This window comes from Aeromicrobium sp., assembly GCF_047607065.1.
Taxonomy (GTDB): domain Bacteria; phylum Actinomycetota; class Actinomycetes; order Propionibacteriales; family Nocardioidaceae; genus Aeromicrobium.
Genome location: NZ_JASGDU010000041.1, coordinates 1 through 21,554, shown reverse-complemented (window position 1 = coordinate 21,554; position 21,554 = coordinate 1). Strand labels below are relative to the sequence as shown.

The following is a 21,554-nucleotide window of genomic DNA, read 5'->3' as shown; positions in this document are numbered from 1 at the left end:
GCTGGCCGTCGGCGTGCTGCCGGCCAGCGCCGCGCCGCCGTCCGGCTGGCAGCCGATGGTCGGGGTGGTCGGCCTGGTCGACCTCGACGGACCCTCGCCCGCGCCGCAGGCCCTGGCCGGGCTGCGGGTCTACGCCGGATACGCCGGGTGGTCGGCGGGCCAGCTGGAGGAGGAAGTGGCAGAAGGATCGTGGCTCGTGGTGCCGGCCCGACCGTCCGACCTGCTGAGCCTGCATCCGGAGGGTATATGGCGCGAGGTCGTGCGCCGTCAGGGCGACGATCTGTCCTTCTGGTCCACCCTGCCGGAGGACCCCAGCGAGAACTGACCGCCTCCCCCGAGGCCGCGGCGGGGCGTATGAGATTCCGCAGATAGGCGGAATCTGGTCCCTGAGGTGCGCCCTTCGAGGCTCCTCGTTCCTCGTCGCACCTCAGGATCCGCTTGCGAGCCTCGAAGGGACCCACCACGGCAGGCTTCGAGGCTCCGGCCGCAAGCGGCCTACGCACCTCAGCCGGCGGGAACTATCCGCGCACGTTCTAAGATGTCGGGGTGGGATTCTTGGGCACCGGGACGCAGACCGTTCACGACGAGCGCACCGACCTGCGCACCGAGGACGGCGATCACGAGCGGTTCAGCCACTACGTGCCCAAGGACATCCTGACCGAGGCGATGGTCATGGGAACCCCGGTGGTCGCCCTGTGCGGCAAGGTCTGGGTGCCGAGCCGCGATCCGCAGCGCTTCCCCGTCTGCCCGGAGTGCAAGGAGATCTGGGAGTCCCTGAGCGAGGGCGGCGACGACACCCCGGGTTCAGGTGAGTAGCACCCGACTGCGGGCCTGGCAGCGAGCCGCCTTCGAGGAGTACACCCGGCGTCAGCCGCGGGACTTCATGGCGGTCGCGACGCCCGGCGCCGGTAAGACGACCTTCGCGCTGACCCTCGCCGCCGACCTGCTGCACCGCGGCGTCATCGAGCGCGTTGTCGTGGTCGCCCCGACCGAGCACCTCAAGGTGCAGTGGGCGCAGGCCGCCGCGGGCGTGGGCATCGCGCTCGATCCCGCGCTCGCCGCCGGGGGCCAGCTCGGCCCCGACTTCCGCGGCTTCGCGGTCACCTACGCGGGCCTGGCGGTCAATCCGACGGCCTACCGCGTACGCATCGAGCACCGCAGGACTTTCGTCATCCTCGACGAGGTACACCACGCGGGCGATGCGTACACGTGGGGCGACGCGGTGCGCGAGGCGTGCGAGCCGGCCACCCGGCGGTTGTGCCTGACCGGCACGCCGTTCCGGTCCGACGACTCCTTCATCCCCTTCGTCACCTACGCCCCGGCCGACGACGGCACGCTGACGAGCGTCGCGGACCACTCCTACGGCTACGGCAGTGCGCTGCGCGACGGTGTGGTGCGCCCGGTGCTGTTCATGGCCTACTCCGGCGACCTGCACTGGCGCACCCGTGCGGGCGATGAGATCCAGGCGCGGCTCGGCGAGCCGATGACCAAGGACGCCACGGCCCAGGCGCTGCGCACGGCGCTCGACCCGAAGGGATCGTGGATCCCGGCGGTGCTGACCGCGGCGCACCGGCGGCTGACCGAGGTGCGCCGCGACGTGCCCGACGCCGGGGGACTCGTCATCGCCTCCGATCAGGATTCGGCCCGCGCTTATGCCCGGACCCTTGCCGAGATCACCGGCGAGGAGCCGTGCCTCGTGCTGTCCGACGAGGCCGGATCGAGTCAGCGGATCGCGGAGTTCTCCGCAGGCATGGAGCCGTGGATGGTCGCGGTCCGCATGGTCAGCGAGGGCGTGGACATCCCGCGGCTCGCCGTCGGCGTGTACGCCACGACCATCTCGACACCGCTGTTCTTCGCCCAGGCCGTCGGCCGGTTCGTGCGCGCCCGGCGGCGCGGGGAGACCGCGACGATCTTCCTGCCGTCGGTTCCGGGCCTGCTCGCCCACGCCAGCGACCTGGAGACGCAGCGCGATCACGTGATCGGCCGGCCGGTCGACGACGAAGACGACCTATTCGCCGCCGAGGCCGAGATGCTGGCCCGTGCGCAGCAGGCCGAGGCCGGATCGGCCGAGTTGCAGAATCAGTACCAGGCGCTCGGCAGCGAGGCGTCCTTCGACAAGGTGCTCTACGACGGCGGTGAGTTCGGCTACGAGGAGGTTGCCGCCGACGGTGAGGAACTCGACCTGCTCGGTATTCCCGGCCTGCTCGAACCCGATCAGGTCGCCGAGGTCCTGAGGCAGAGCCGCCGGGCGAAGTCGCGCAAGGCCTCACCGCGCGAGGCCGCCTCGGCCGAGGCGATCCTCCACGAGCGGCGCAGCGAGTTGCGCCGGGAGCTGAACGGCCTGGTTGGTGCCTGGCACCACCGCACCGGGGAGCCGCACGGCGTCATCCACACCCGGCTGCGCGAGGCCACCGGCGGCAGCGTCGCCGCCTCGGCGTCGGTCGAGACCCTGCAGCAGCGCATCGACCTGATCCGCCGCTGGGCCGTGCGCGCGTAGAGTCCGGCTCCCGCCGTGAACGGTGCCTCGGTCGGTACGGCGGGAGATGGGTCACAATGGGGCGGTGACCAAGACCGCTCCCGTGGAGCACGCCGACACCGGCATCGCCTTCGATGTCGTGGCGGACCGCCCCTGGGTGACGATCGTGTGGAACGACCCGGTCAACCTGATGAGTTACGTCGCCTTCGTCTTTCGGACCTACTTCGGCTACCCCGAGGAGAAGGCGAACTCGCTGATGATGGCCGTGCATCACGAGGGCCGGGCCGTCGTGTCCAGCGGCGGGCGCGAGGAGATGGAGCGTCACGTGCAGGCGATGCACGACTACGGCCTGTGGGCGACCGTCGGCAAGGACGAGGCGTGATCGGCTTCCGGCGCCGCCGCAAGGGCCGGGTCACCGCCGTCTTCGACCCCCGTGAGGCGGCGCTGCTGGCCAGCCTCGCCCGTCAGATGGTCGAGCTGCTGCGTGACCGGCACGGCGAGGCGGTCGCCGACGCGGACCCGCTGGCCGCGCAACTGGGCCTCAACGGGCCGTCGCTGCCGCCGGAGGATCCGGTGCTGCGCCGCCTGCTGCCGGATGCCTATGCCGACGATCCTGACGAGTCGGGCGAGTTCCGCCGCTACACCGAGCAGTCGCTGACCGCCGCGAAGGTCAGCAATGCCGAGGCGGTCATTGCCGCGCTCGTCGTCGGCGGGTTCGATCCGGACGCGGGGGACATCGCGGGCCAGGGCGATGTCGATGTCGAACTCGGTCCGGAGGCGGCGATGTCGTGGCTGAAGTCGCTGACCGACATCCGCCTGGCGCTGGCGGTGCGCCTGGGCATCGAGACCGAGGAGGACGCCGACCTCGCGATGCACACGAGTGACGAGGGCCGGCGCGCGATGGGCGAGGTCTACGAATGGCTCGGCTACGTCCAGGAGTCCCTCGTCAGCACCTTCTGAGCGCCGACCTGCCGACTCGGGCAGGGTTTCCGCGTCGTGGACGGGCCTGCGGGGCCTGCGCGCCCGCCGATAGACTCTGGCCCCGTGTTGACCATCGAGCGGGAGATCCGCGACGCGATCATCGCGCACGCCCGTCGGGACCACCCCGACGAAGCCTGCGGGGTCGTCGCGGGGGCCTATGGTTCGGACCGGCCGACGCGCTTCGTCCCCATGCTCAACGCGGCCATGTCGCCGACGTTCTACGAGTTCGACTCCGGCGACCTCCTGCGCCTGTACCGTGAGATGGACGAGCGCGACGAGGAGCCGGTCGTCATCTACCACTCCCACACCGCGACCGAGGCCTATCCCTCGCGCACCGACATCAGTCTCGCCTCCGAGCCGAACGCCCACTACGTGCTCGTCAGCACGCGCGACGGAGCGCACGAGTCCGGCTCGGTCGACTTCCGCTCCTACCGGATTGTCGACGGCGAAGTCACCGAGGAAGAAGTCACGGTCGTCGAGCGTTATGACGATGCAGCCACCCCCGAGCAGAAGGCAGAACTCTGATGGCCATCGAGGTCCGCATCCCCACGATCCTGCGCTCCTACACCGGAGGTGAGCGGGCCGTCGAGTCGGCCGGTTCGTCGGTGGCCGAGCTGATCGACACGCTCGAGGGCGCACATCCGGGCCTCAAGGAGCGCTTGGTCGACGACGGTGCGGTGCGTCGATTCGTCAACATCTACGTCAACGACGAGGACATCCGCTTCACCGGCGCGCTGGAGACCGAGTTGTCCGACGGCGATACCGTCGTCATCTTGCCCGCAGTCGCCGGCGGTTCTCGGTCGTTGAGGCGCGAGGAGCTTGCGACGAGCCTCGAAGTGACCAACAAGGCCGGTTCCACCCTTCGAGGCCCCTCCTTCGTCGGGGAACCTCAGGGACCGGAAGCCTCCTGACTCCGTGACGCGCTACGCGAATCTCATCGACAGCGTCGGCAGCACCCCGCTCGTAGGGCTGCCGGCGCTGTCGCCGTCGGCGGAGGTGCGGTTGTGGGCCAAGCTGGAGGACCAGAACCCCACCGGTTCCATCAAGGACCGCGCCGCGCTCAAGATGATCCTCACTGCCGAGGCCGAGGGGCGGCTGACGCCCGGCTGCACGATCCTCGAGCCGACCAGCGGCAACACCGGCATCTCGATGGCCATGGTCGCCAAACTGCGCGGCTACCGCATGATCTGCGTCATGCCGGAGAACACCTCCGAGGAGCGCCGCCAACTGCTGCGCATGTGGGGCGCACAGATCATCCCCTCGCCGGCTGCGGGCGGCTCCAACGAGGCCGTGCGGGTCGCCAAGGCTCTGGCTGCCGAGCACCCTGACTGGATCATGCTCTACCAGTACGGCAACCCCGCCAATGCCGGAGCACACTATCGCGGCACGGCACCGGAGATCCTCGCCGATCTGCCCGAGGTCACTCATTTCGTCGGCGGCCTCGGTACCACCGGGACCCTCATGGGCGTCGGCCGCTTCTTCCGCGAGCACAAGCCCGACGTGCGCATCGTCGCCGCCGAACCGCGCTACGGCGAACTCGTCTACGGCCTGCGCAACATGGACGAGGGGTTCGTGCCCGAGTTGTACGACGAGTCGCTCATCGACGCGCGCTTCAGCGTCGGCCCGCGCGACGCGGTGCGCCGGGTGCGCGAGTTGATCGACTCCGAGGGGATCTTCGCGGGCATCTCTACCGGCGCGATCCTGCACGCCGCGCTCGCCCAGGCGGCCAAGTCGCTCAAGGCCGGCGAGAGCGCCGATATCGTTTTCGTCGTGGCCGACGGCGGCTGGAAATACCTGTCGACCGGTGCCTACGAGGGCACCCTCGACGAGGCCGAGGACGCCCTCGAGGGCCAGCTCTGGGCCTGAGACCTCCGCTGCCGGGAGGGGACGGGAGGCGCGGGTGGTCGTTCGGCTAGCCTTCAACGGTGAGCCAGATCGTCGTGTTCTCCGGCAGTGCCCACCGCGAACTCGCCACCAGCGTCTGCAGTCATCTGGGCATCGTGCTGTCCCCGTCGCAGACCATGCGCTTCAGCAACGACTGCCTCCAGGTGCAACTGCTGGCCAACTGCCGCCAGCGTGACGTCTACATCGTGCAGCCGCTCGTTCCGCCCACACAGGATCACCTGATGGAGCTGCTGCTCATGGTCGACGCCGCACGCGGTGCTTCGGCGGCGTCCGTGACCGTCGTCATGCCGCACTACGCCTATGCGCGCTCGGACAAGAAGGACGCCTCGCGTATCTCCATCGGCGGCAAGCTGGTCGCCGACATGCTCGCCACCGCAGGCGTCAACCGGGTCGTCACCATGACGCTGCACGCACCGCAGGTCCACGGTTTCTTCGCCATGCCGCTGGACCACCTCACGGCCATCGGCGAACTCGCCGATCACTACCGTGGGCGCGACCTCACCGATACCGTCGTCGTCTCGCCGGACTTCGGCAACGCCAAGACCGCCTCGCAGTTCGCCCGCCTCCTGGGGCTGCCGGTCGCTGCGGGCAGCAAACAGCGTAAGGCCGACGACAAGGTCGTCATCGACGCCATCGTGGGTGACGTCCACGGGAAGAAGGTCATCGTTCTCGATGACGAAATCGCCACCGGCGGGTCTATTGTCGAACTGGTGGCGATGCTCCAGGCCGAGGGTGTGAGCGACATATCGGTGGCGTGCACACACGGCCTGTTCACCGGCAATGCCGTCGAGCGACTGCGCGATCACGCGGCGATCAGCGAGGTCGTCACCACCGACACTGTTCCGGCGCCGGCTAGCTGGCCGCAGTTGCAGATCCGCTCGGTGGCACCGCTGTTCGCCGAGGCCATCGCGCGCATTCATGCAGGTGAATCGGTATCCAGCCTGTTCGACGGCGTCGATCCGACGCACGCGCCGCCACAATCGAAACTTCCGTTGTAGGCGCGCGCCTCGCCGTATATGACGGGGGTGTTTCACCGACGGTGTGAAGGGTTCTAGTCTCGGTCCATACCCAGGCGTCGGGTCCATGTCCCAGCGGCACACGGAAGAGGTCAGCGCATGAAGCTCACGATCGTCGGTTGTGCCGGTTCCTATCCGGGGCCGGACTCGGCGGCCAGCTGCTATCTGCTCGAGGCCGATCATGAGGGGCGCACCTGGCGGCTCGTGCTCGACATGGGCAACGGCTCACTCGGGCAGCTGCATCGGTACCTCGACCCGCGTTCCATCGACGCGGTCGCGCTGAGCCACCTGCACCCCGATCACTGCATCGACCTGGTGAGTCTGGTCGTGCTGGCGAAGTACCACCCGCAGGGTGCCTACGACCGGATCCGCGTCATCGCGCCGCGCGGCGGCGAGGAGTACCTGGCGGCCGCAGGCGGCGTCGGGGGAGAGCCGCCGCTGGACGCGCTGACGTTCGGCATCTGGGAGGACGAGCCGGACCAGCAGGTCGGCCCGTTCACGATCCGCGTCGCTGCGGTCAAGCACCCCGTCCCGGCCTATGCGATGCGCATCGAGGCAGGCGATGCGGTGCTGGTGTACTCCGGCGACACCGGGCCGACGCCCGCGCTCGACGCCCTGGCTGCCGGCGCGGACGTTTTCTTGTGCGAGGCGTCCTTCGTCGAGTCGGCGGTCAACCCGCTTGACCTGCATCTGACCGGTGCCGAGGCGGGTGCCTGCGCGAAGGCTGCGGGTGTCGGGCTGCTGCTCATCACCCACATTCCGGACTGGACCGATGCCGGCGAGGTCGAATCGGACCTGCGTGCGGTCTACGACGACCCCTACGTCATCGTCAAGCCCGGCGACGTCTTCGAGTTCTGAGCGTCCTCGCGGCGCGATTCCGGTGCTGTGCGGCTCGATAGGGTGGTGGCATGACGACTCGTGAGGACGGCCGCGCCGTCGACCAGCTCCGTGACATCCGTATCCAGCGCGGATGGCTCGACCACGCCCAGGGGTCCTGCCTGATCGAGTTCGGCCGGACGCGCGTGCTCTGTGCGGCCTCGGCCGTCGAAGGCGTGCCGCGCTGGCTCAAGGGGCAGGGGCGCGGTTGGGTGACGGCCGAGTATGCGATGCTGCCGCAGGCCACCCACGACCGGTCCTCGCGCGAGTCGGTCAAAGGCCGCGTCGGCGGCCGCACCCACGAGATCTCTCGGCTCGTGGGCCGCTCGTTGCGGGCCGCCATCGACACCACCGCGCTCGGCGAGAACACCATCACGATCGACTGCGACGTGCTGCAGGCCGACGGCGGCACGCGCACAGCCGCGATCACCGGTGCCTACATCGCGCTGGCCGATGCCGTGGCGCACCTGGCGAACGCCGGGGCGACCAGCGGCGAGCCGCTGCGCGACTCCATTGCCGCAGTGAGTGTCGGCATCATCGACGGCGTCCCGATGCTGGACCTGCCCTATGTCGAGGACGTGCGTGCCGAGACCGACATGAACGTCGTGATGACCGGCTCGGGGGCTTTCGTCGAGGTGCAGGGCACCGCCGAGGGCGCGCCCTTCGACAAGGCCGAACTCGATGCGCTGCTGGAGCTGGCGGCCGCCGGATGCGCCGAGCTGACCCGGCTGCAGAACGAGGCTCTGGCTGGGACCGCAACGCGATGAGCCGGTCGGTTGTCTTGGCGTCCAACAACGTCAAGAAGCTCGCCGAGCTGCGCCGCATCGTCACTCCTCTGGTGCCTGGTCTGGAGGTGCTCGGGTTGGCCGATGTCGCTGCCTACGACGAGCCGGCCGAGACCGAGCCGACGTTCGCGGGCAACGCGCTGCTGAAGGCGCGCGCCTGCGTGGCCGCCACGGGACTTCCTGCGCTCGCCGACGACTCGGGCCTGTGCGTCGACGCGCTGAACGGGATGCCGGGCGTTCTGTCGGCGCGCTGGTCCGGTGTTACCGGACCGGACAAGGACCGCGCGAACAACGCTTTGCTGCTGGCGCAGATCGCCGACGTACCCGACGCGCGGCGCGCGGCGCGCTTCGTGTGCGTGATCGCCCTGTGCCTGCCGGACGGCACCGAGATCGTCGAGCAGGGCGAGATGCCCGGACGCATCCTGCGTACCGAGCACGGCGGAGGCGGTTTCGGCTACGACCCGCTGTTCGCCGCTACCGGCTACGACGTGTCGACCGCAGAGCTGGACCCGGCTGAGAAGGACCGCATCAGCCACCGGGGCCACGCGCTCGCCGCCATCGCCCCCCGGATCGCCGCCGCCCTCGGCTGAGTGCCGCACCCTGAGGTGCGAGGAGCTTGCGACGAGCCTCGAAGGGTGAAATGGCCCACCTGCGGCAGGCTTCGAGGCTCGCTCGTTCCTCGCTCGCACCTCAGCCAGCGGGTCCTACCGGCGAACCTCCTACTTCGCGGGAAGGCCGTCGGGGGTGCAGAGGGTGCCGATGCTGCCGGTGGCGTCCTGGATGATGAAGTCGAACATCTGCCCGGCGCGTTCGCTGTCCCAGCGCACCGAGAAGTCCTTGAGCGGCACCGTGCAGTTCAGCCCTCCCTCGCCCATCGCCGAGTTCAGGCCCTGAGCGAACCGCAGTAGGTCGATCGTGCTCACGTCGTCGCCGATGGTGAGTGAGGACGCTGCACCTTTGTTGATCGCCAGATAACGGAAGGGGTTGAGGATGCTGGCCGGACTCTTGAGCCGTGAGGCGAGCGAGCCGATCACTTCGCGCTGGGCCTGTACGCGCTGGATGTCCTGCGTCGCGTAGGTGTGCCGTGAACGGGAGTAGCCGAGCGCGGTCGCACCGTCGGCCTCCTGACAGCCGGCCTGCAGATTCAGGCCCGCATCGGGGTCGCTGATCGCCTCGGCCGGGCAGATCTCGACACCGCCGACGGCGTCGACGACGTTCACCAGGCCGCCGAAGCCGATCTCGACATAGCCGTCGATGCGGATGCCGGTGTTCTGCTCGACGGTCTGAACGAGCAACTGCGGGCCGCCGTAGGAGTACGCCGCGTTGATCTTGGTCGAGCCGTAGCCCGGGACATCGACGATGGAGTCGCGCGGCACCGACAGCAGCAGCGCCGGGCCGTCGCCGACGTGCAGCAGCATGATCGTGTCCGTGCGCCCGTTGCCGCCGCCGTCGGTCCCCGTGGCGTATTCGGCCTGCTGCTCGGCGGTCAGGCCGGCCCTGCTGTCCGAACCGACCAGGAGGTAGGTCGTGCCCGGCTGGTCGGCGGGCCGGTCTCCGTCGGGAGCGGCATCGACGCGAGAGGTCGTGCGCAGCGCCCAGAACGGCACCACGACGAGGAAGAGCAGCCAGGCGGCCACGGCGATCACCGGGATGCGGATCCACCAGCGCCGCCGGGAGCCGGGGTCGCCGCCGGTGGGAGTGGCGGCGCGCCGGGTCGGCGGAGGCAGGTTCGGCGGCGGCAGCGGCGACGGCGGTGCGGGTGCCGGGGTGCGCGGAGCCGATGGGGGTGCCGACGGCTTCTGATCGCCGTAGAGCCAGTCGTACGACCCGTCGTGGGGCTGCTGAGGCATGACACGACGGTAGCGGTGAGTGCCGAAAATCTCGCGCCCGCCTCGGCGTGCCCTCAAGTAAAGGTGGAGACTTCATGGTCAACTGGTCGCGCTCAGCACCTTCCCCACCTGAGGACCACATGCCTGACGAACGCCCGAGCACCGGTTCGGCGGCTCGCCGCACGCCGCCGGGGCGACGTTCCGCGGCCTGGGCATCCCATCGCGTGCAGTTCCGCCGCGCGTTGACCCTGACGGCGATGACCCTCGTGGTCCCCGGCTCGGCGCAACTGGTCGCGGGCAACCGCCGGATCGGGTGCATCGTGGTGCGGACCTGGCTGGTCTTGCTCCTCCTGCTTATCGCCGGCGGGCTCGTCGCCGTTCTGTCGCGCTCGCTGTTCCTCAGCCTGGTCCTCGATCAGCGGCTCCTGACGCTCGCCCGCTGGACGCTCATCGCGCTGGCGATCGCCTGGGTGCTGCTGCTGCTGGATGCCTGGCGGCTCGGTGCCCCTCTACGTCTCCCTCAGCGCCGGAGGTTGTTGCTCACGGCGATCAACGGCGTGCTGTGCTTCAGCATCACCGGTGCGCTGCTGTTCGCCGCGAATGTGCTCGCCGCCCAGAACCGGCTCATCGATTCGGTCTTCGACGCCACCGAGGTCGCCGAGGCCAGTGACGGCCGCTACAACATCCTGCTGCTCGGCGGCGACTCCGGTGCCGGGCGGGAGGGCATGCGCCCGGACTCGATCAGCGTCGCCAGCGTCGACGCCGAGACCGGCCGCACCGTCATCGTGAGCCTGCCGCGCAACCTGCAGAAGGTGCCCTTCCCGGAGGGTAGCGTCATGCACGAGGAGTTCCCCGACGGCTTCGACTGCGAACACTGCATGCTCAACGGCGTCAACACCTGGGCCAACGACCATGCCGACCTGTTCGGCGACGTGGCCGACCCCGGCATCCTGGCAACCACGCAGGCCGTCGAGGAGATCACCGGGTTGACGATCAGCTACCACGTGACGATCAACATGGAGGGCTTCGCGCAGCTCATCGACGCTGTAGGCGGTGTCACCATCGACGTCAAGCAACGCACCCCCATCGGAGGGATCAACGAGAAGATCCAGGGCTGGATCGAGGAGGGTGAGCAGACGCTCAGTGGCTCCGAGGCGCTCTGGTACGCCCGCAGCCGCAAGCTCGACAACGACTTCGCACGTATGGGGCGGCAGAAGTGCGTCATGAACGCGATGCTGTCGCAGCTCAGCCCGCAGAAGGTGTTGCTCAACGTGCAGGAGATCGCCGATTCGAGTGCGGCGCTGCTGTCCACGGACATCCCGGCCTCGGAGCTGGACCTGTTCGCCGAGCTGGCGTTGGAGGCGCGACAGCGGCCGGTGTCGACGGTCTCGGTGGTGCCGCCCGCCGTCGACACCTCGGACCCGGATTTCCCGGCGGTGCGCAGCATGGTCGGCGATGCCATCGCGGCCGCCGAGGGCGAGGAGCGTCGCGTGACGGCGTTCGAGGCGCTGACCCCGGTCGTCCCCGAGCCGCCGCAGTCCGATGACGAGGCGGCCGCCGACCCGACTCTGGCCAACGCCACCGACGACCTCGCCGAGACCTGCTGAGGGCGCGCGCCAGTAGGTGAATCTCGGTCCCTGAGGTGCGACGAGGAACGAGGAGCCTCGAAGGACGAAGCCTGCCATGGTGGGTCATTTCGAGGCTCGCAGGCTCGCACCTCAATGACCGGCTCAGCCTCGAAGGGCGCACCTCGCGGACCGGTCCGGTTGGCGGATTACTTCAGGTGACGGCGTGTTCTTGGGCGGCGATCTTGTCGAGGTCGGCGTCGGTGCCGTTGCGGGTCAGCACGAGCGAACCGCCGCCGAGGCAGGCCGCCACGAGCAGGCGGGCGTCCCGCGCCAGATCGCCGCCGGCGAGGACCAGGCGCCGGTCGTCTCCGGGAACGGCCAGCAGGTCGCGGTGCGACGCGGTCCAGCCGGCCAGGTCGACGGCGGTGTCGGACGGATCAGGCGTCTCCAAGCCCAGGAAGATGTCGGGCTGGCCGGGGACCGCTGCCCCGAGATCGACGAAGCCCTCCGGCGGCTCGGGGAAACGCACGCCGAACGGCAGCAGTGCCGAGGCGACCCGCCGCGGCTCGTCGGCGTCGAGGTCGGGTCCGGTCACGGCGATGTCGGCGTCCCGGTCGGTGACGACCGCGCCGATCTGCCAGGCCGACAGCAGCCAGATGATACGCAACCAGTGCGAGGGCAGGCCGATCCGCAGGCGGGTGCCGTTCTCGGCGTCCAGGTCGTCGAGCAGGAAGTTGGCGGTCTTGGCGACCCAGTTGGCGCAGGTCGTGCCGCTCAACTCGACCCGCTCGCCGGTGCCGAGGTCGTAATAGGTCACCAGCGGTGCCGACGGGCGCGCAACCCGTTCGGCCAGGCCGGCCAGGGTGGTCATCGTGGGGCGGTCACGGCTCGCAGCACCTCGGCCACGCCGGCCTCGGTCACGTCCACGAAGCGCGCTTTCGGCACTCGTTCGGCGATGGCCTCGATGGCGTGGGTGATCGTCGGATCGGTCCCGACCACGGCCACCGTGGTCTCGTCGGAGGCCTCCACCGCCGCCACCACCTCGTCGGTGACCGACCAGGTCAGGGCCACGACGGCCGCCTCCGGCATCTCGCCGACCGGCAGGCCTGCGCGGTATTCGTCGATGTGGACCGCCCGGTGGCCCTCGCCCTCGTCACTGACGACGACGCGCATCTCGCCGCGGTCATCGCTCAGCGGCAGCAGCGTAAAGGCCAGCTGTCGCCTCTCGGCCAGTGCCGCGACCGCCTGGGTCAAGGTGAAATCGGCGTGCAGCAGCTCGGTGCGCATGATGCGCAGGGCGACGACGTTGTCGGGTGCCCGGTACCAGGCCGCCCCGAAGTCCAGATCCTCCAGCGCCTGCGCCACCCCGTAGGTCGGCTCCTCGGCCGGGTCGGTGAGGAACGCATCGAGATCGGGGCACCGTTTCAGGCCGTCGGACCACGAGTCGCGGGTGGTCGGTGCGATGACCGTCAACTCGCACCGCTCGGCCAGCTGGAAGGCCAATCCGGTGCCGGGTGATCCAGACAACAAGGCGAGTCGCATGGGTCCCATCGTGCCGTAATGCGGGTCCGACACGCCGCCCGGTGGCGAAATATGCCACTTTCAGGTTGACGTGTGAGAAAAGAACGACTGTAATCACACCTATGTCATTCGATCCGGGGCCCTTTCCCGTGGGCGACACCGAGGAGCTTCTCTGGCAGGAGCGCGCTCTGTGTGCCCAGACCGACCCGGAGGCGTTCTTTCCCGAGAAGGGCGGCTCGACGCGCGAGGCCAAGCGCGTGTGCCTCACGTGCGAGGTGCGCAGCGAATGCCTCGACTACGCCCTGCAGCACGACGAACGCTTCGGCATCTGGGGCGGGCTGTCCGAGCGTGAGCGGCGCAAGCTGAAGAAGCGCGCCTGAGCGGGGCGCGGCGGCCTTCCCACAGGTCGAGTAGGGTCAACGTTCGTGAATCATGAGCGTCCTGAACCTGCCTGGCGGAGCGCGCCTCCGACGGTCGCAGCGGTGCTCGTCTCCCACGACGGAGACACCTGGCTGCCCAAGGCGCTGTCGGCGTTGGCGGGCCTGACGCACGCGCCGACCGCCTGGCATGCCGTCGACGTCAGCTCGACCGACGGCTCGGCCGAACTCCTGCGCCGCTCCTTTGGTGCCGAGCGCATCACCTACGCGCCCTCGGGCACCGGCTTCGGTGCGGCGGTCAAGCTCGGACTGGCCGAACTGCCGCCGTCGGACTGGATCTGGCTGCTGCACGACGACGTCGCGGTGACGCCGGGCACCCTCGCAGGCCTGCTGGACGAAGCGACTTCGGCACCCGACATTGCCGTCGTCGGGCCGAAGATCCGCGAATGGCCCTCGATGCGCCGGCTCGTCGAGGTCGGCCTGAGCATCACCGGCACGGCCTCGCGCGAGACGGGCCTGGAGACCGGCGAACCCGATGCCGGCCAGCACGACTGGGCCGAGGATGTGCTCGCGGTCAATACCGCCGGGATGCTCGTGCGCCGCGACGTGTGGGACGAGCTGGACGGCTTCGACGCCGAGCTGCCGCTGTTCGCCGACGACCTCGACTTCGGCTGGCGGGTCAACCGGGCCGGATACCGCGTCCGCACCGCACCGCAGGCGGTCATCTTCCACGCCGAGGCGAGCCGCCGCCGGCTGCGCGAGCGAGGCGCGGGCGATCCGCCGCACTTCGAGCCGCGCCGGGCGAAGATGTTCACCGTCTTGGCCAACACCTCCTCGCGCCGTTTCCCGTGGCAGTACGTGCGGCTGTTCTTCGGCTCTCTGCTGCGCTTCGTCGGCCACCTGATCGGCCGCTACCCCGAAGGTGCCGCCGACGAGCTGCTGGCGCTGCGCTCGGTGTACCTGCATCCGGGCCGGCTCCGGCAGGCACGCCAGCGGCGTCAGGAGAACGCCCGGCAGCCGCACGAGGACATCGCGCACCTCTTCCCGCCGTGGTGGCTGCCCTACCAGCACAGTTGGGACGTCTTCGTCGAGACCGTGCAGGCTGTGGTGCGCCCTGAGACGGTCGAGACCTCCGGCCGCCGGACCTACTTCGAGAACACCGAGGACGGCGAGGAGATCGAGGTCGAGTCCGGTCCGTCGCTGTGGCGTCGCCGCCCCTGGATGACGGCAACCCTGGCGTTCACCGTGCTGGCGCTACTCGCCGGTCGCGGCCTCTCGCCGGGGCTGTCCGGTGGCGCGCTGTTGCCCAGCCCCGAGACCGTCGCCGGGTGGTGGGACCTCGTCGTGCGCGGCGGAGGTGATCTCGGCCTGCCGACCCACGCGGTCGCGCCGCCGTATGTGCTCGTCCTGGCGCTGGCCGGGACGCCGCTGTGGTTCGCCCCGGAACTGCTGGTCTGGGTCGTTCTCGTGCTCGGTCCGGTGCTGGCCGGGCTGACCGCGCACCGCCTCGGACGCCTGCTCAGCGACCACCGGCCTGCGCGGATCGCCTGCGCGCTTTCCTACGGACTCGTGGTCGCCGCCGGTGGTGCCATCGACCAGGGGCGCATCGGTACCGTGGTCGGCCTCATCGTGTTGCCGATCATCGTCAACGTCATCGTGCAGGTGGTGTCGGTGCCGCACTGGCAGACCGGCCTGCGCCTGGGCATCTGGATCGCCGTTGGTGCCGCCTTCGCGCCGGTGCTCCTGGCGATGTCGCTCGTCGGGATCGCGGTGGTGCTCGTTTCCACGCGCCAGCGCGAGGACTGGACGGGGCTGGTCAAGGGCTTCGTGATCGCTGCGGGTGTCGCCGCCGTCTTGCTCGGCCCGTGGCTGATCCAGCGCGCGCTGCGCCCGTGGGCGCTGTGGTGGGACGCCGGCCGCGCCGTGAGCGCCGACCGGCACCTGCTGGGGTCGCTGCTCGTCGGCGGTGCCGGTCCGGGCGCAGCTCCGTGGTGGATCGGCGTGACGGCGGTGCTCATCGGCTTCGCCGCCCTCGTGCCGAAGCTCACCCGCCCGCAGGTGCTCTGGGCGTGGGGGGTCGGTGCCATCGGCGTCGCCTTCGCGGTACTCGGCTATCTCGTCACCTATCGGACTCCCAACGGGGCCGCCGGCCTCGCCCCGACGCTCGCGGTGCCCGCCGGGCTGTTCCTCGGCGCGATGCTCACCGCAGCGTTGTTCGCCTCCGAGGAGTTGGAGTTCCTGCCCCGGCGGCTGCGGCTCGGCGTGGTGGCGGTGGCCCTGGTCTTCCCGGTCCTGGCGGCAGGTCACTGGCTGGCGCGCGGCACGGGAGACCCCCTGCACGACGGCCCTGACAGCCTCGTCCCGGCCTACATGGCCCAGCGCGACGGGTCGACCTTGGTGCTCCGGGGCGACCTGGAGCACGGGGTGAACTACGAGATCGTCACTGCGGGTGGCGACGAACTCGGTGAGGAGGCCATGTCGCGCAGCACTGCGGTCTCACGCGAGGTGGACGTCGCCGTCGACCGGCTGCTGAGTTCGCCGTCGAGCGACGACGTGACCACGTTGCTGGACGCCGGGATCAGCGCGGTTTACATGCCGCAGGCCGACGATGAACTGGCCGCCCGCATCGATGCGGCCCCGTCGATGCAACCCGGCGGCAGCGAGAGCCCGACCTCGCGCGTATGGGCCGTCGACGGCACGCTCGGCGAGCCGTCGCGTGGCACGCCGTGGTGGCGCTGGGGTGTGGGTCCGGTGCAGGCGGCGGTCTGGCTGCTCGCCCTGGTGCTCACCGCGCCCGTGCGCCGCCGCCCCGAACCGGAGCCGTACGACGAGGCCGAGGAGGGCGACGAATGAGCCGCAGGCGGCAGAAGACCACCAGCATGCGCTTACAGACCCTCTCGGTGCTGGCGATCCCCGCGCTGGTCGTGGTGCTCCTCGTGGCAGGGGTATTGCTCGGACCCGCGCAGCCGCCGGACACCGCTCCGCGCGACATTGCCGTGGTCTCGTCGGTGTCGGCCTGCCCGACAGCCGGCGGTCTGACGGCTTCGACGGGGCAGGTCGAGGCGGCCGATTCGGTATCGGCGACGGCCACGACCGGCGGCGAGAACACCCGGACCGACCTGGACCCCTCTCAATGGCAGGCGAGCGCGGCCACTGGTGACTCAGTGGTCATCCGTGAAGAGGGCAAGGGAGGCGTGGCCTTCGCGGCCGGTCGGCTGTCGTCGGGAGGCGGGCTGGTGGTGACCGAATGCCCCCGTGTCTCCGACGAGACCTGGTATCTCGGCGCGGGCACGTCGCCGCGGCGTCCGTCGGCCCTCGTGCTCACCAATGTCGCCGACGTGCCGGGCAGCGTCGACATCCAGATGTGGGGTCCTGCTGGCCCCATCGAGGCGATCAAGGACGACAACGTCGTGGTGGAGCCGGGTCAGACCACGACCATCCCGGTCAGCGAGTTCGCCGTAGGCACCGACGATGTGGCGATCCGCGTGGTCCGCAATCGCGGTGCCATTACGGCGGCCTTCGTCGACGTGTCCGGTTCGGTGCTGTCGGGTTCGGAGATCGTGCCGTCCTCGGGCGTTCCCGCGCGTGAGACGGTGTTGCCTGGTGTGGCGGCAGCCGGCACGCGCACGCTGCTGGTGGCCAATCCTGGATCGAGCGCCGCTACGGTGACTGTCCACCAGAGCGGTACCGAAAGCGACTTCGTGCCCGAAGGCCTCGACAGCCTTCAGGTCCCGGCCGGAACCGTCGCGGTGCTGCCGCTTCCGGCGTCATCGGGTACGGAGGCGACGGCTTTCCGAGTGACCTCGGACGTGCCGGTGCTGCCGGTCGTGCGGGTCATGTCCTCGGACAAGGACTTCGCCTACGCGACCGGTGGGCAGGCGTGGTCCGGTCCCATCGTCGTGCCGGTGGCGACCGGTGCCGGTGCGATGCGACCGGTGCTGCAGCTACTGGCCGAGTCCGGTACTGCCACAGTGGAGATGGAGGCCTTCGACGCAGCGATGACGTCGGTGGCCTCGACGAGCGTGGAGGTCGGCTCGAAGGTGTTGACGAGCGTCGATCTGGCCGCTACCGAGGCGTTCGGCTCGCCCGATATCGCCTATGTCGTGGTCACGGCGAAGGCACCCGTGCACGGCACGGCGGTCTACCGGGTCGAGAACCTCATTGCGCTGATGCAGTTGTCAGAAGCGCCGTTATCGGCCCTCGGCCCGCACGTCCAGCCCGGCTTCTGAGCGTGGGTCACCTGCTGCGAGGGTCGAGAGATTCCGGCGGCACCTGCCAGACCTGCGCCAGGCCGTCGAGCACCGCCTCCCACACCGCGTCAGCCACGTCCGGACGCCGGGCGGACCGTGCCGAGCGGGCCAGCGGCAGCCGGTAGAGCACCAGTTGGGTCGGGCTGACCTGATCGGCCACGACCGAGACGGGCACCGGCTCACTCCAGTCGAGCGGCAGCAGTGGAGCCTCTTCGACGACGATGTCGACCGGCTCGCTCTCGCGGGCGAAGTGCGGCTCCAGCGCCCGAACGATCTCGCCGACCAGGGCGTCGAACTCGTCGCGCGGACTGCGGTGACGCGGCACGCTCGACGGCGACAGCGGACCGGGCAGCGCCATCGGCCCGCGGCGTCCCCGCCCACGACGGTCGCGGGTGAGTCCTGGTCGCGGGCCGGTGATGACCGGTTCGAGGCCCGGGCCGACGAAACGGCGCGGATCGGCCGGCGGTGAGGTCACGACGCGAGCCTAATCGCCGCGCAGGGGGAGCTGGAGGGGTAGTCTCGCTCGGGTGAGTGCCCGACGCTGTACCCGCGCTGCCTGTCCCCACGCCGCGACTGCGACCCTCACCTATGTTTACGCCGATCAGACCGCCGTCATCGGCCCGCTCGCCACCGCGCCGGAGCCGCACACCTACGACCTGTGTGCCGAGCACGCCGGACGGCTGTCGGTGCCGCAGGGATGGAACGTCGTGCGCTTGGCAGTCGATCCGTCGCGCAGCGAGCCGTCGCGCGACGACCTGCTCGCGCTCGCCGATGCGGTGCGGGAGGCCGGGCGTGAGGGCGGGCGGCACGTGGAGCAGCGCCCGCGCCCGCGGATCGTTCCGCCGGTAGGCTCGTGACCGACGTCTCATCGCCGACCGCTGGAGGACCATGCGCCCCCGTTTTGCTTCCGTGACCAAGGCCTATGACGTGCGCGGCACGACGCCCGACCAGTTGGACGCCGAGCTGGCCCTTGCTTTCGGGCGGGCCTACGCCGCTGAGGTCGGCGTGCGCGACGGCGGCGGATCGGTTGTCGTCGGGCACGATATGCGCGAGTCCTCGCCCGAACTCGCCGGGGCCATCGCCGACGGCATCCGCGTCGAGGGCGGTGACGTCGTGTTGATCGGCCTGGCCTCGACCGACATGCTGTACGCAGCGTCGGGGGTGCTCGACCTTCCCGGCGTCATGGTCACGGCGAGCCACAACCCGGCCGGATACAACGGGTTCAAGGTGTGCCGGGCCGGCGCGCGGCCCATCGGCTTCGACACGGGCCTGTCGGCGATTGCCGAGGCCGCCGGCGAGCTGCTGGGCCAGCCGGCCGGGGAGCCGCGCGGCACACTCACCGAGCGCGATTTCCTCGACGACTACGCGGCGCTGGTTGTGTCGCTGGCCCCGGTCGAGGGCAACCGGCGGCTGAAGGTCGTGGTCGATGCGGGCAACGGCATGGCCGGGCACACCGCCAGCGCCGTGCTCGACCGTCTCGATCTCGAGGTGATTCCGCTGTACTTCGAGCTGGACGGCACCTTCCCGAACCACGAGGCCAACCCGCTGGACGCCTCTACCCTGGTCGACCTGCAGGCGACCGTCCGCGAGCGCGGTGCTGACCTCGGCCTCGCTTTCGACGGCGACGCCGACCGGTGTTTCGTCGTGGACGAGACGGGGGAACCCGTTGCGCCGTCGGCCATCACCGCGCTCATCGGTACTCGCTACCTGGCCGAGCAGCCGGGTGCCACCATCTTGCACAACGTCATCTGCTCCAAGGCCGTACCGGAGATCGTGGCCGAGCGTGGCGGGACGCCCGTGAGGACCCCCGTCGGCCACTCGCTCATCAAGGCCGAGATGGCGCGGACCGGCGCGGTCTTCGGCGGTGAGCACTCCGGGCACTTCTACTTCCGCGACTTCTACCTCGCCGACTCGGGCATGCTGGCCGCCCTGCACGTCATGGGCGCCCTGGCGCAGACCGACGGGCCGGTCTCGGCGCTCATGGCCGAGTTCACCCGCTATGCGGCCTCCGGTGAGATCAACAGCACCGTGACCGATGCCGCCGCAGTGATCGAGGAACTGTCGCGGGCCTTCGCCGACCACGACCAGGACCGCCTCGACGGGCTGACCGTCTCGGCCGACACCTGGTGGTTCAACGTCCGCGCGTCCAACACCGAGCCGCTGCTGCGGCTCAACGTCGAGGGCGTCGACGAGCAGGTCATGGCCCGTGTCCGCGACGAGGCGCTGGCCGTCATCGGGGGCTGAAGCCGCCATGAGTGAGATCTTCTTCGACGAGGCCGACGACGCGACCGAGATCGTCAAGGCCCTGCAAGCCGAGGGCTATGCGACCGGCCTGCGCCGTGAGGCCTTCGCGGGCGAGGACGATGCCGAGGACCACGCCTGGGTGCTGACGGTGACGCCCTTCGACGGGCGTGTCGTCGAGATGGTCGACGTCTACGGAGGCTGGTTGCCGGGCGATGAGCGGCTGCCCGTCGCGGCAACACCGCTGCCGGATGCGCCCCGCCGGCTCAAGAGTACGGGCGGCCTGGACACGATCTGACGGGCTGGTCCGCTCGGGCTATTGTGCTGCGCATGAGTTCGTACAGTCCTCCGTCCCCTCAGCCCGCCGCCGCACCCCAGCAGGTAGCGAACCCGTTCTCGGGCATTCCGCTCACTGATGTCTTGCGTGACGTCGCGGCGCTGACTCTGCTCATCACCGCGCTGTTCTACGACTGGAACGCGGGCGACTACGAGTTGAAGTGGGGCGCGAGCCTGTGGTTCGTGGACGTTGCCACGGCCCTGGCGGCGCTGTCGTTGCTGGCCACCTACCTAGGCCGGCTGGGCGTTTTCGGCCAGGCCTGGCAGGTGCGCAACAACGGACTCATCCGGTTGTTCGCCTCGATCCCGTACTTCATCAGCGTGCTGGTGGTCCTGATCCTCGACCTGGCCGACGAGCGAGTGGTCGGTGTCGGTGTCGGCATCGGCCTGGTCGCGGCCCTGCTGGTCGCGCAGCCGCGCCGTCACGAGTTGCCCCCGGCGTCCCTGGCGCCGAGCGATCGCGTCTGGGTCTACGTGACCGGTGGCCTGGTGGCGCTGAGTGCCTTCTTCGCGCTGTTGTCGAGCCTGCTGTTCATCGACGACCTCGACAAGCAGGGCACCGAGGCCGGACCCATCGTGATCTTCGTCATCGGTGCCGTGGTCTACGCGGCCCTGCTGTTGGTGGTCGCGGTGCCGGCGCTGCTGTCCAAGCCGGCGGGCATCGCGCTGATCGCCGCGCTGGGCCTGCTGCTCATGGTGCTGGGCATGTTCCACATCGACGGCCAGAACGCGACGCAACTGCTCGGTTTCCTCACGCTTCCGTATGGGGTCGAGACGATCCAGTTTCCCGGTTTCGGGGCCTTCCTGCTGATCGGTGCGGCCGGGGCCGCCCTGTCGCCGGGTGCCTCGCGGGCCACCGGCGGTGCCGCTCATCCGGTCTCGCTGGCCGGTGCGGCGCGTATCGGTTTCCTCGTGCTGGCGCTCGCGGCGTTCCTGCACCTGCTGGGCGCGGTGTATTTCGGTGTCGAGTCCGATGACTTCGCCGCGCCGGTGATCGTGACGATCATCTTCTCGCTGCTGGCGGCGGTGGTCGCGGCCCTGGGGCTGGTCACTGCCTCCTCCGAGGGTCCGAAGACGCTGCCGCTGATCGCGGTGGGTGCCTATGCCGCGCTGGTCACGGTGCTCGCCATCATCGTCGCCATTATCGACGAGGGCAGCGCCGGGTTCGCGACCTCGGACTACGAGGGAGACGTGAACACCGACACGTGGCTGGGCGTCATTCTCGCGGCGCTGCTCATCGCCGTCGGGCTGATCGGTACGGAGAAGATCGGCGGGACGGTCAAGAAGGTGTTCTCCAACGTGCAGGCCGGCGGCCCGGCTGCCGGAGCGCCGCTGCCGAGCGCGCCGGCCCCGACCGCGCCGCTGGTGACCGCGCCTGCCGCCGCACCTGCGG

General features: G+C 69.9%; 23 protein-coding genes and 1 pseudogene. 20 read left to right on the top strand and 4 right to left on the bottom strand.

The annotated features are described in order from the left end of the window. The 12 genes and pseudogenes from QM597_RS06010 to rdgB form a co-directional block, all read left to right on the top strand. On the top strand, positions 1 to 325 hold a 325-nt coding region (locus QM597_RS06010), incomplete at its 5' end, for a YqgE/AlgH family protein (protein WP_415003963.1). Between the two features lie 221 nt (positions 326 to 546). Next, positions 547 to 816: a DUF3039 domain-containing protein gene (locus tag QM597_RS06005; RefSeq protein WP_415003962.1), complete on the top strand. Its 270-nt coding sequence runs from the start codon at positions 547 to 549 to the stop codon at positions 814 to 816. Next, positions 809 to 2,497, top strand: coding sequence for a DEAD/DEAH box helicase (locus QM597_RS06000; RefSeq protein ID WP_415003961.1), 1,689 nt, complete (start codon positions 809 to 811; stop codon positions 2,495 to 2,497). The genes QM597_RS06005 and QM597_RS06000 overlap by 8 nt, the downstream gene beginning before the upstream one ends. A gap of 82 nt (positions 2,498 to 2,579) precedes the next feature. Beyond that, on the top strand, positions 2,580 to 2,858 hold the full coding sequence (clpS, locus tag QM597_RS05995) for an ATP-dependent Clp protease adapter ClpS (RefSeq protein WP_415003964.1): 279 nt from the start codon (positions 2,580 to 2,582) through the stop codon (positions 2,856 to 2,858). Beyond that, the gene (locus tag QM597_RS05990; RefSeq protein WP_415003960.1) at positions 2,855 to 3,436 is read left to right on the top strand and encodes a DUF2017 domain-containing protein; all 582 of its coding nucleotides are present in this window, start codon (positions 2,855 to 2,857) and stop codon (positions 3,434 to 3,436) included. Before clpS ends, QM597_RS05990 begins: the two co-directional genes overlap by 4 nt. A gap of 84 nt (positions 3,437 to 3,520) precedes the next feature. Continuing rightward, positions 3,521 to 3,982: a Mov34/MPN/PAD-1 family protein gene (locus QM597_RS05985; protein ID WP_415003959.1), complete on the top strand. Its 462-nt coding sequence runs from the start codon at positions 3,521 to 3,523 to the stop codon at positions 3,980 to 3,982. Next, positions 3,982 to 4,251 (top strand): annotated as a pseudogene (locus QM597_RS05980) (MoaD family protein); the annotation flags it as partial. The gene QM597_RS05985 and the pseudogene QM597_RS05980, both read left to right, overlap by 1 nt. Before the next feature lie 121 nt (positions 4,252 to 4,372). Beyond that, on the top strand, positions 4,373 to 5,323 hold the full coding sequence (locus tag QM597_RS05975) for a PLP-dependent cysteine synthase family protein (RefSeq protein WP_415003958.1): 951 nt from the start codon (positions 4,373 to 4,375) through the stop codon (positions 5,321 to 5,323). A 59-nt stretch (positions 5,324 to 5,382) separates the two neighbouring features. After that, complete coding sequence (locus QM597_RS05970; RefSeq protein ID WP_415003957.1) at positions 5,383 to 6,360, top strand: ribose-phosphate diphosphokinase; 978 nt, start codon at positions 5,383 to 5,385, stop codon at positions 6,358 to 6,360. A gap of 117 nt (positions 6,361 to 6,477) precedes the next feature. Beyond that, a complete protein-coding gene (locus QM597_RS05965; RefSeq protein ID WP_415003956.1) occupies positions 6,478 to 7,236 on the top strand; it encodes an MBL fold metallo-hydrolase in 759 nt (252 codons plus the stop codon). Between the two features lie 50 nt (positions 7,237 to 7,286). Continuing rightward, a complete protein-coding gene (gene rph / locus QM597_RS05960) occupies positions 7,287 to 8,021 on the top strand; it encodes a ribonuclease PH (RefSeq protein ID WP_415003955.1) in 735 nt (244 codons plus the stop codon). After that, complete coding sequence (gene rdgB, locus QM597_RS05955; protein WP_415003954.1) at positions 8,018 to 8,629, top strand: RdgB/HAM1 family non-canonical purine NTP pyrophosphatase; 612 nt, start codon at positions 8,018 to 8,020, stop codon at positions 8,627 to 8,629. The genes rph and rdgB overlap by 4 nt, the downstream gene beginning before the upstream one ends. A 129-nt stretch (positions 8,630 to 8,758) precedes the next feature. On the opposite strand, the gene QM597_RS05950 is transcribed toward rdgB, so the two are convergent. Continuing rightward, entirely contained in the window at positions 8,759 to 9,889 is a 1,131-nt protein-coding gene (locus QM597_RS05950; RefSeq protein WP_415003953.1) for an LCP family protein, read from the bottom strand. A gap of 119 nt (positions 9,890 to 10,008) precedes the next feature. Here QM597_RS05950 and QM597_RS05945 point away from each other — a divergent pair, with 119 nt between their 5' ends. Beyond that, positions 10,009 to 11,475 carry an LCP family protein gene (locus QM597_RS05945; protein ID WP_415003952.1) on the top strand — a complete coding sequence of 489 codons (1,467 nt, stop codon included), beginning with the start codon at positions 10,009 to 10,011 and terminating at the stop codon, positions 11,473 to 11,475. Between the two features lie 172 nt (positions 11,476 to 11,647). Here the strand turns inward: QM597_RS05945 and QM597_RS05940 are convergent, their stop codons facing one another. Together QM597_RS05940 and QM597_RS05935 are read right to left on the bottom strand one after the other, a co-directional pair. Further along, complete coding sequence (locus QM597_RS05940; protein WP_415003951.1) at positions 11,648 to 12,307, bottom strand: TIGR03089 family protein; 660 nt, start codon at positions 12,305 to 12,307, stop codon at positions 11,648 to 11,650. Then, positions 12,304 to 12,978 (bottom strand): 2-phospho-L-lactate transferase CofD family protein, encoded by a 675-nt coding sequence (locus tag QM597_RS05935; RefSeq protein ID WP_415003950.1) that lies wholly within the window; start codon positions 12,976 to 12,978, stop codon positions 12,304 to 12,306. The genes QM597_RS05940 and QM597_RS05935 overlap by 4 nt, the downstream gene beginning before the upstream one ends. Before the next feature lie 101 nt (positions 12,979 to 13,079). Between QM597_RS05935 and QM597_RS05930 the strand changes: the two genes are divergently transcribed. The 3 genes from QM597_RS05930 (at position 13,080) to QM597_RS05920 (ending at position 17,563) form a co-directional block, all read left to right on the top strand. After that, positions 13,080 to 13,337 carry a WhiB family transcriptional regulator gene (locus QM597_RS05930; RefSeq protein WP_415003949.1) on the top strand — a complete coding sequence of 86 codons (258 nt, stop codon included), beginning with the start codon at positions 13,080 to 13,082 and terminating at the stop codon, positions 13,335 to 13,337. Positions 13,338 to 13,439: 102 nt separating this feature from the next. After that, positions 13,440 to 16,187, top strand: a complete 2,748-nt coding sequence (locus QM597_RS05925) for a glycosyltransferase (RefSeq protein WP_415003948.1) — start codon at positions 13,440 to 13,442, stop codon at positions 16,185 to 16,187. Next, complete coding sequence (locus tag QM597_RS05920; RefSeq protein ID WP_415003947.1) at positions 16,184 to 17,563, top strand: DUF5719 family protein; 1,380 nt, start codon at positions 16,184 to 16,186, stop codon at positions 17,561 to 17,563. Before QM597_RS05925 ends, QM597_RS05920 begins: the two co-directional genes overlap by 4 nt. Positions 17,564 to 17,570: 7 nt before the next feature. On the opposite strand, the gene QM597_RS05915 is transcribed toward QM597_RS05920, so the two are convergent. Continuing rightward, a complete protein-coding gene (locus QM597_RS05915) occupies positions 17,571 to 18,059 on the bottom strand; it encodes a metallopeptidase family protein (RefSeq protein WP_415003946.1) in 489 nt (162 codons plus the stop codon). A 52-nt stretch (positions 18,060 to 18,111) separates the two neighbouring features. On the opposite strand from QM597_RS05915, the gene QM597_RS05910 reads away from it, so the two are divergent. The 4 genes from QM597_RS05910 to QM597_RS05895 form a co-directional block, all read left to right on the top strand. Beyond that, positions 18,112 to 18,441 (top strand): DUF3499 domain-containing protein, encoded by a 330-nt coding sequence (locus QM597_RS05910; protein ID WP_415003945.1) that lies wholly within the window; start codon positions 18,112 to 18,114, stop codon positions 18,439 to 18,441. Positions 18,442 to 18,472: 31 nt separating this feature from the next. Continuing rightward, positions 18,473 to 19,828, top strand: a complete 1,356-nt coding sequence (locus QM597_RS05905) for a phosphomannomutase/phosphoglucomutase (RefSeq protein ID WP_415003944.1) — start codon at positions 18,473 to 18,475, stop codon at positions 19,826 to 19,828. A 7-nt stretch (positions 19,829 to 19,835) separates the two neighbouring features. Continuing rightward, positions 19,836 to 20,123, top strand: coding sequence for a hypothetical protein (locus QM597_RS05900; RefSeq protein ID WP_415003943.1), 288 nt, complete (start codon positions 19,836 to 19,838; stop codon positions 20,121 to 20,123). Between the two features lie 32 nt (positions 20,124 to 20,155). After that, on the top strand, positions 20,156 to 21,554 hold a 1,399-nt coding region (locus tag QM597_RS05895), incomplete at its 3' end, for a hypothetical protein (protein ID WP_415003942.1).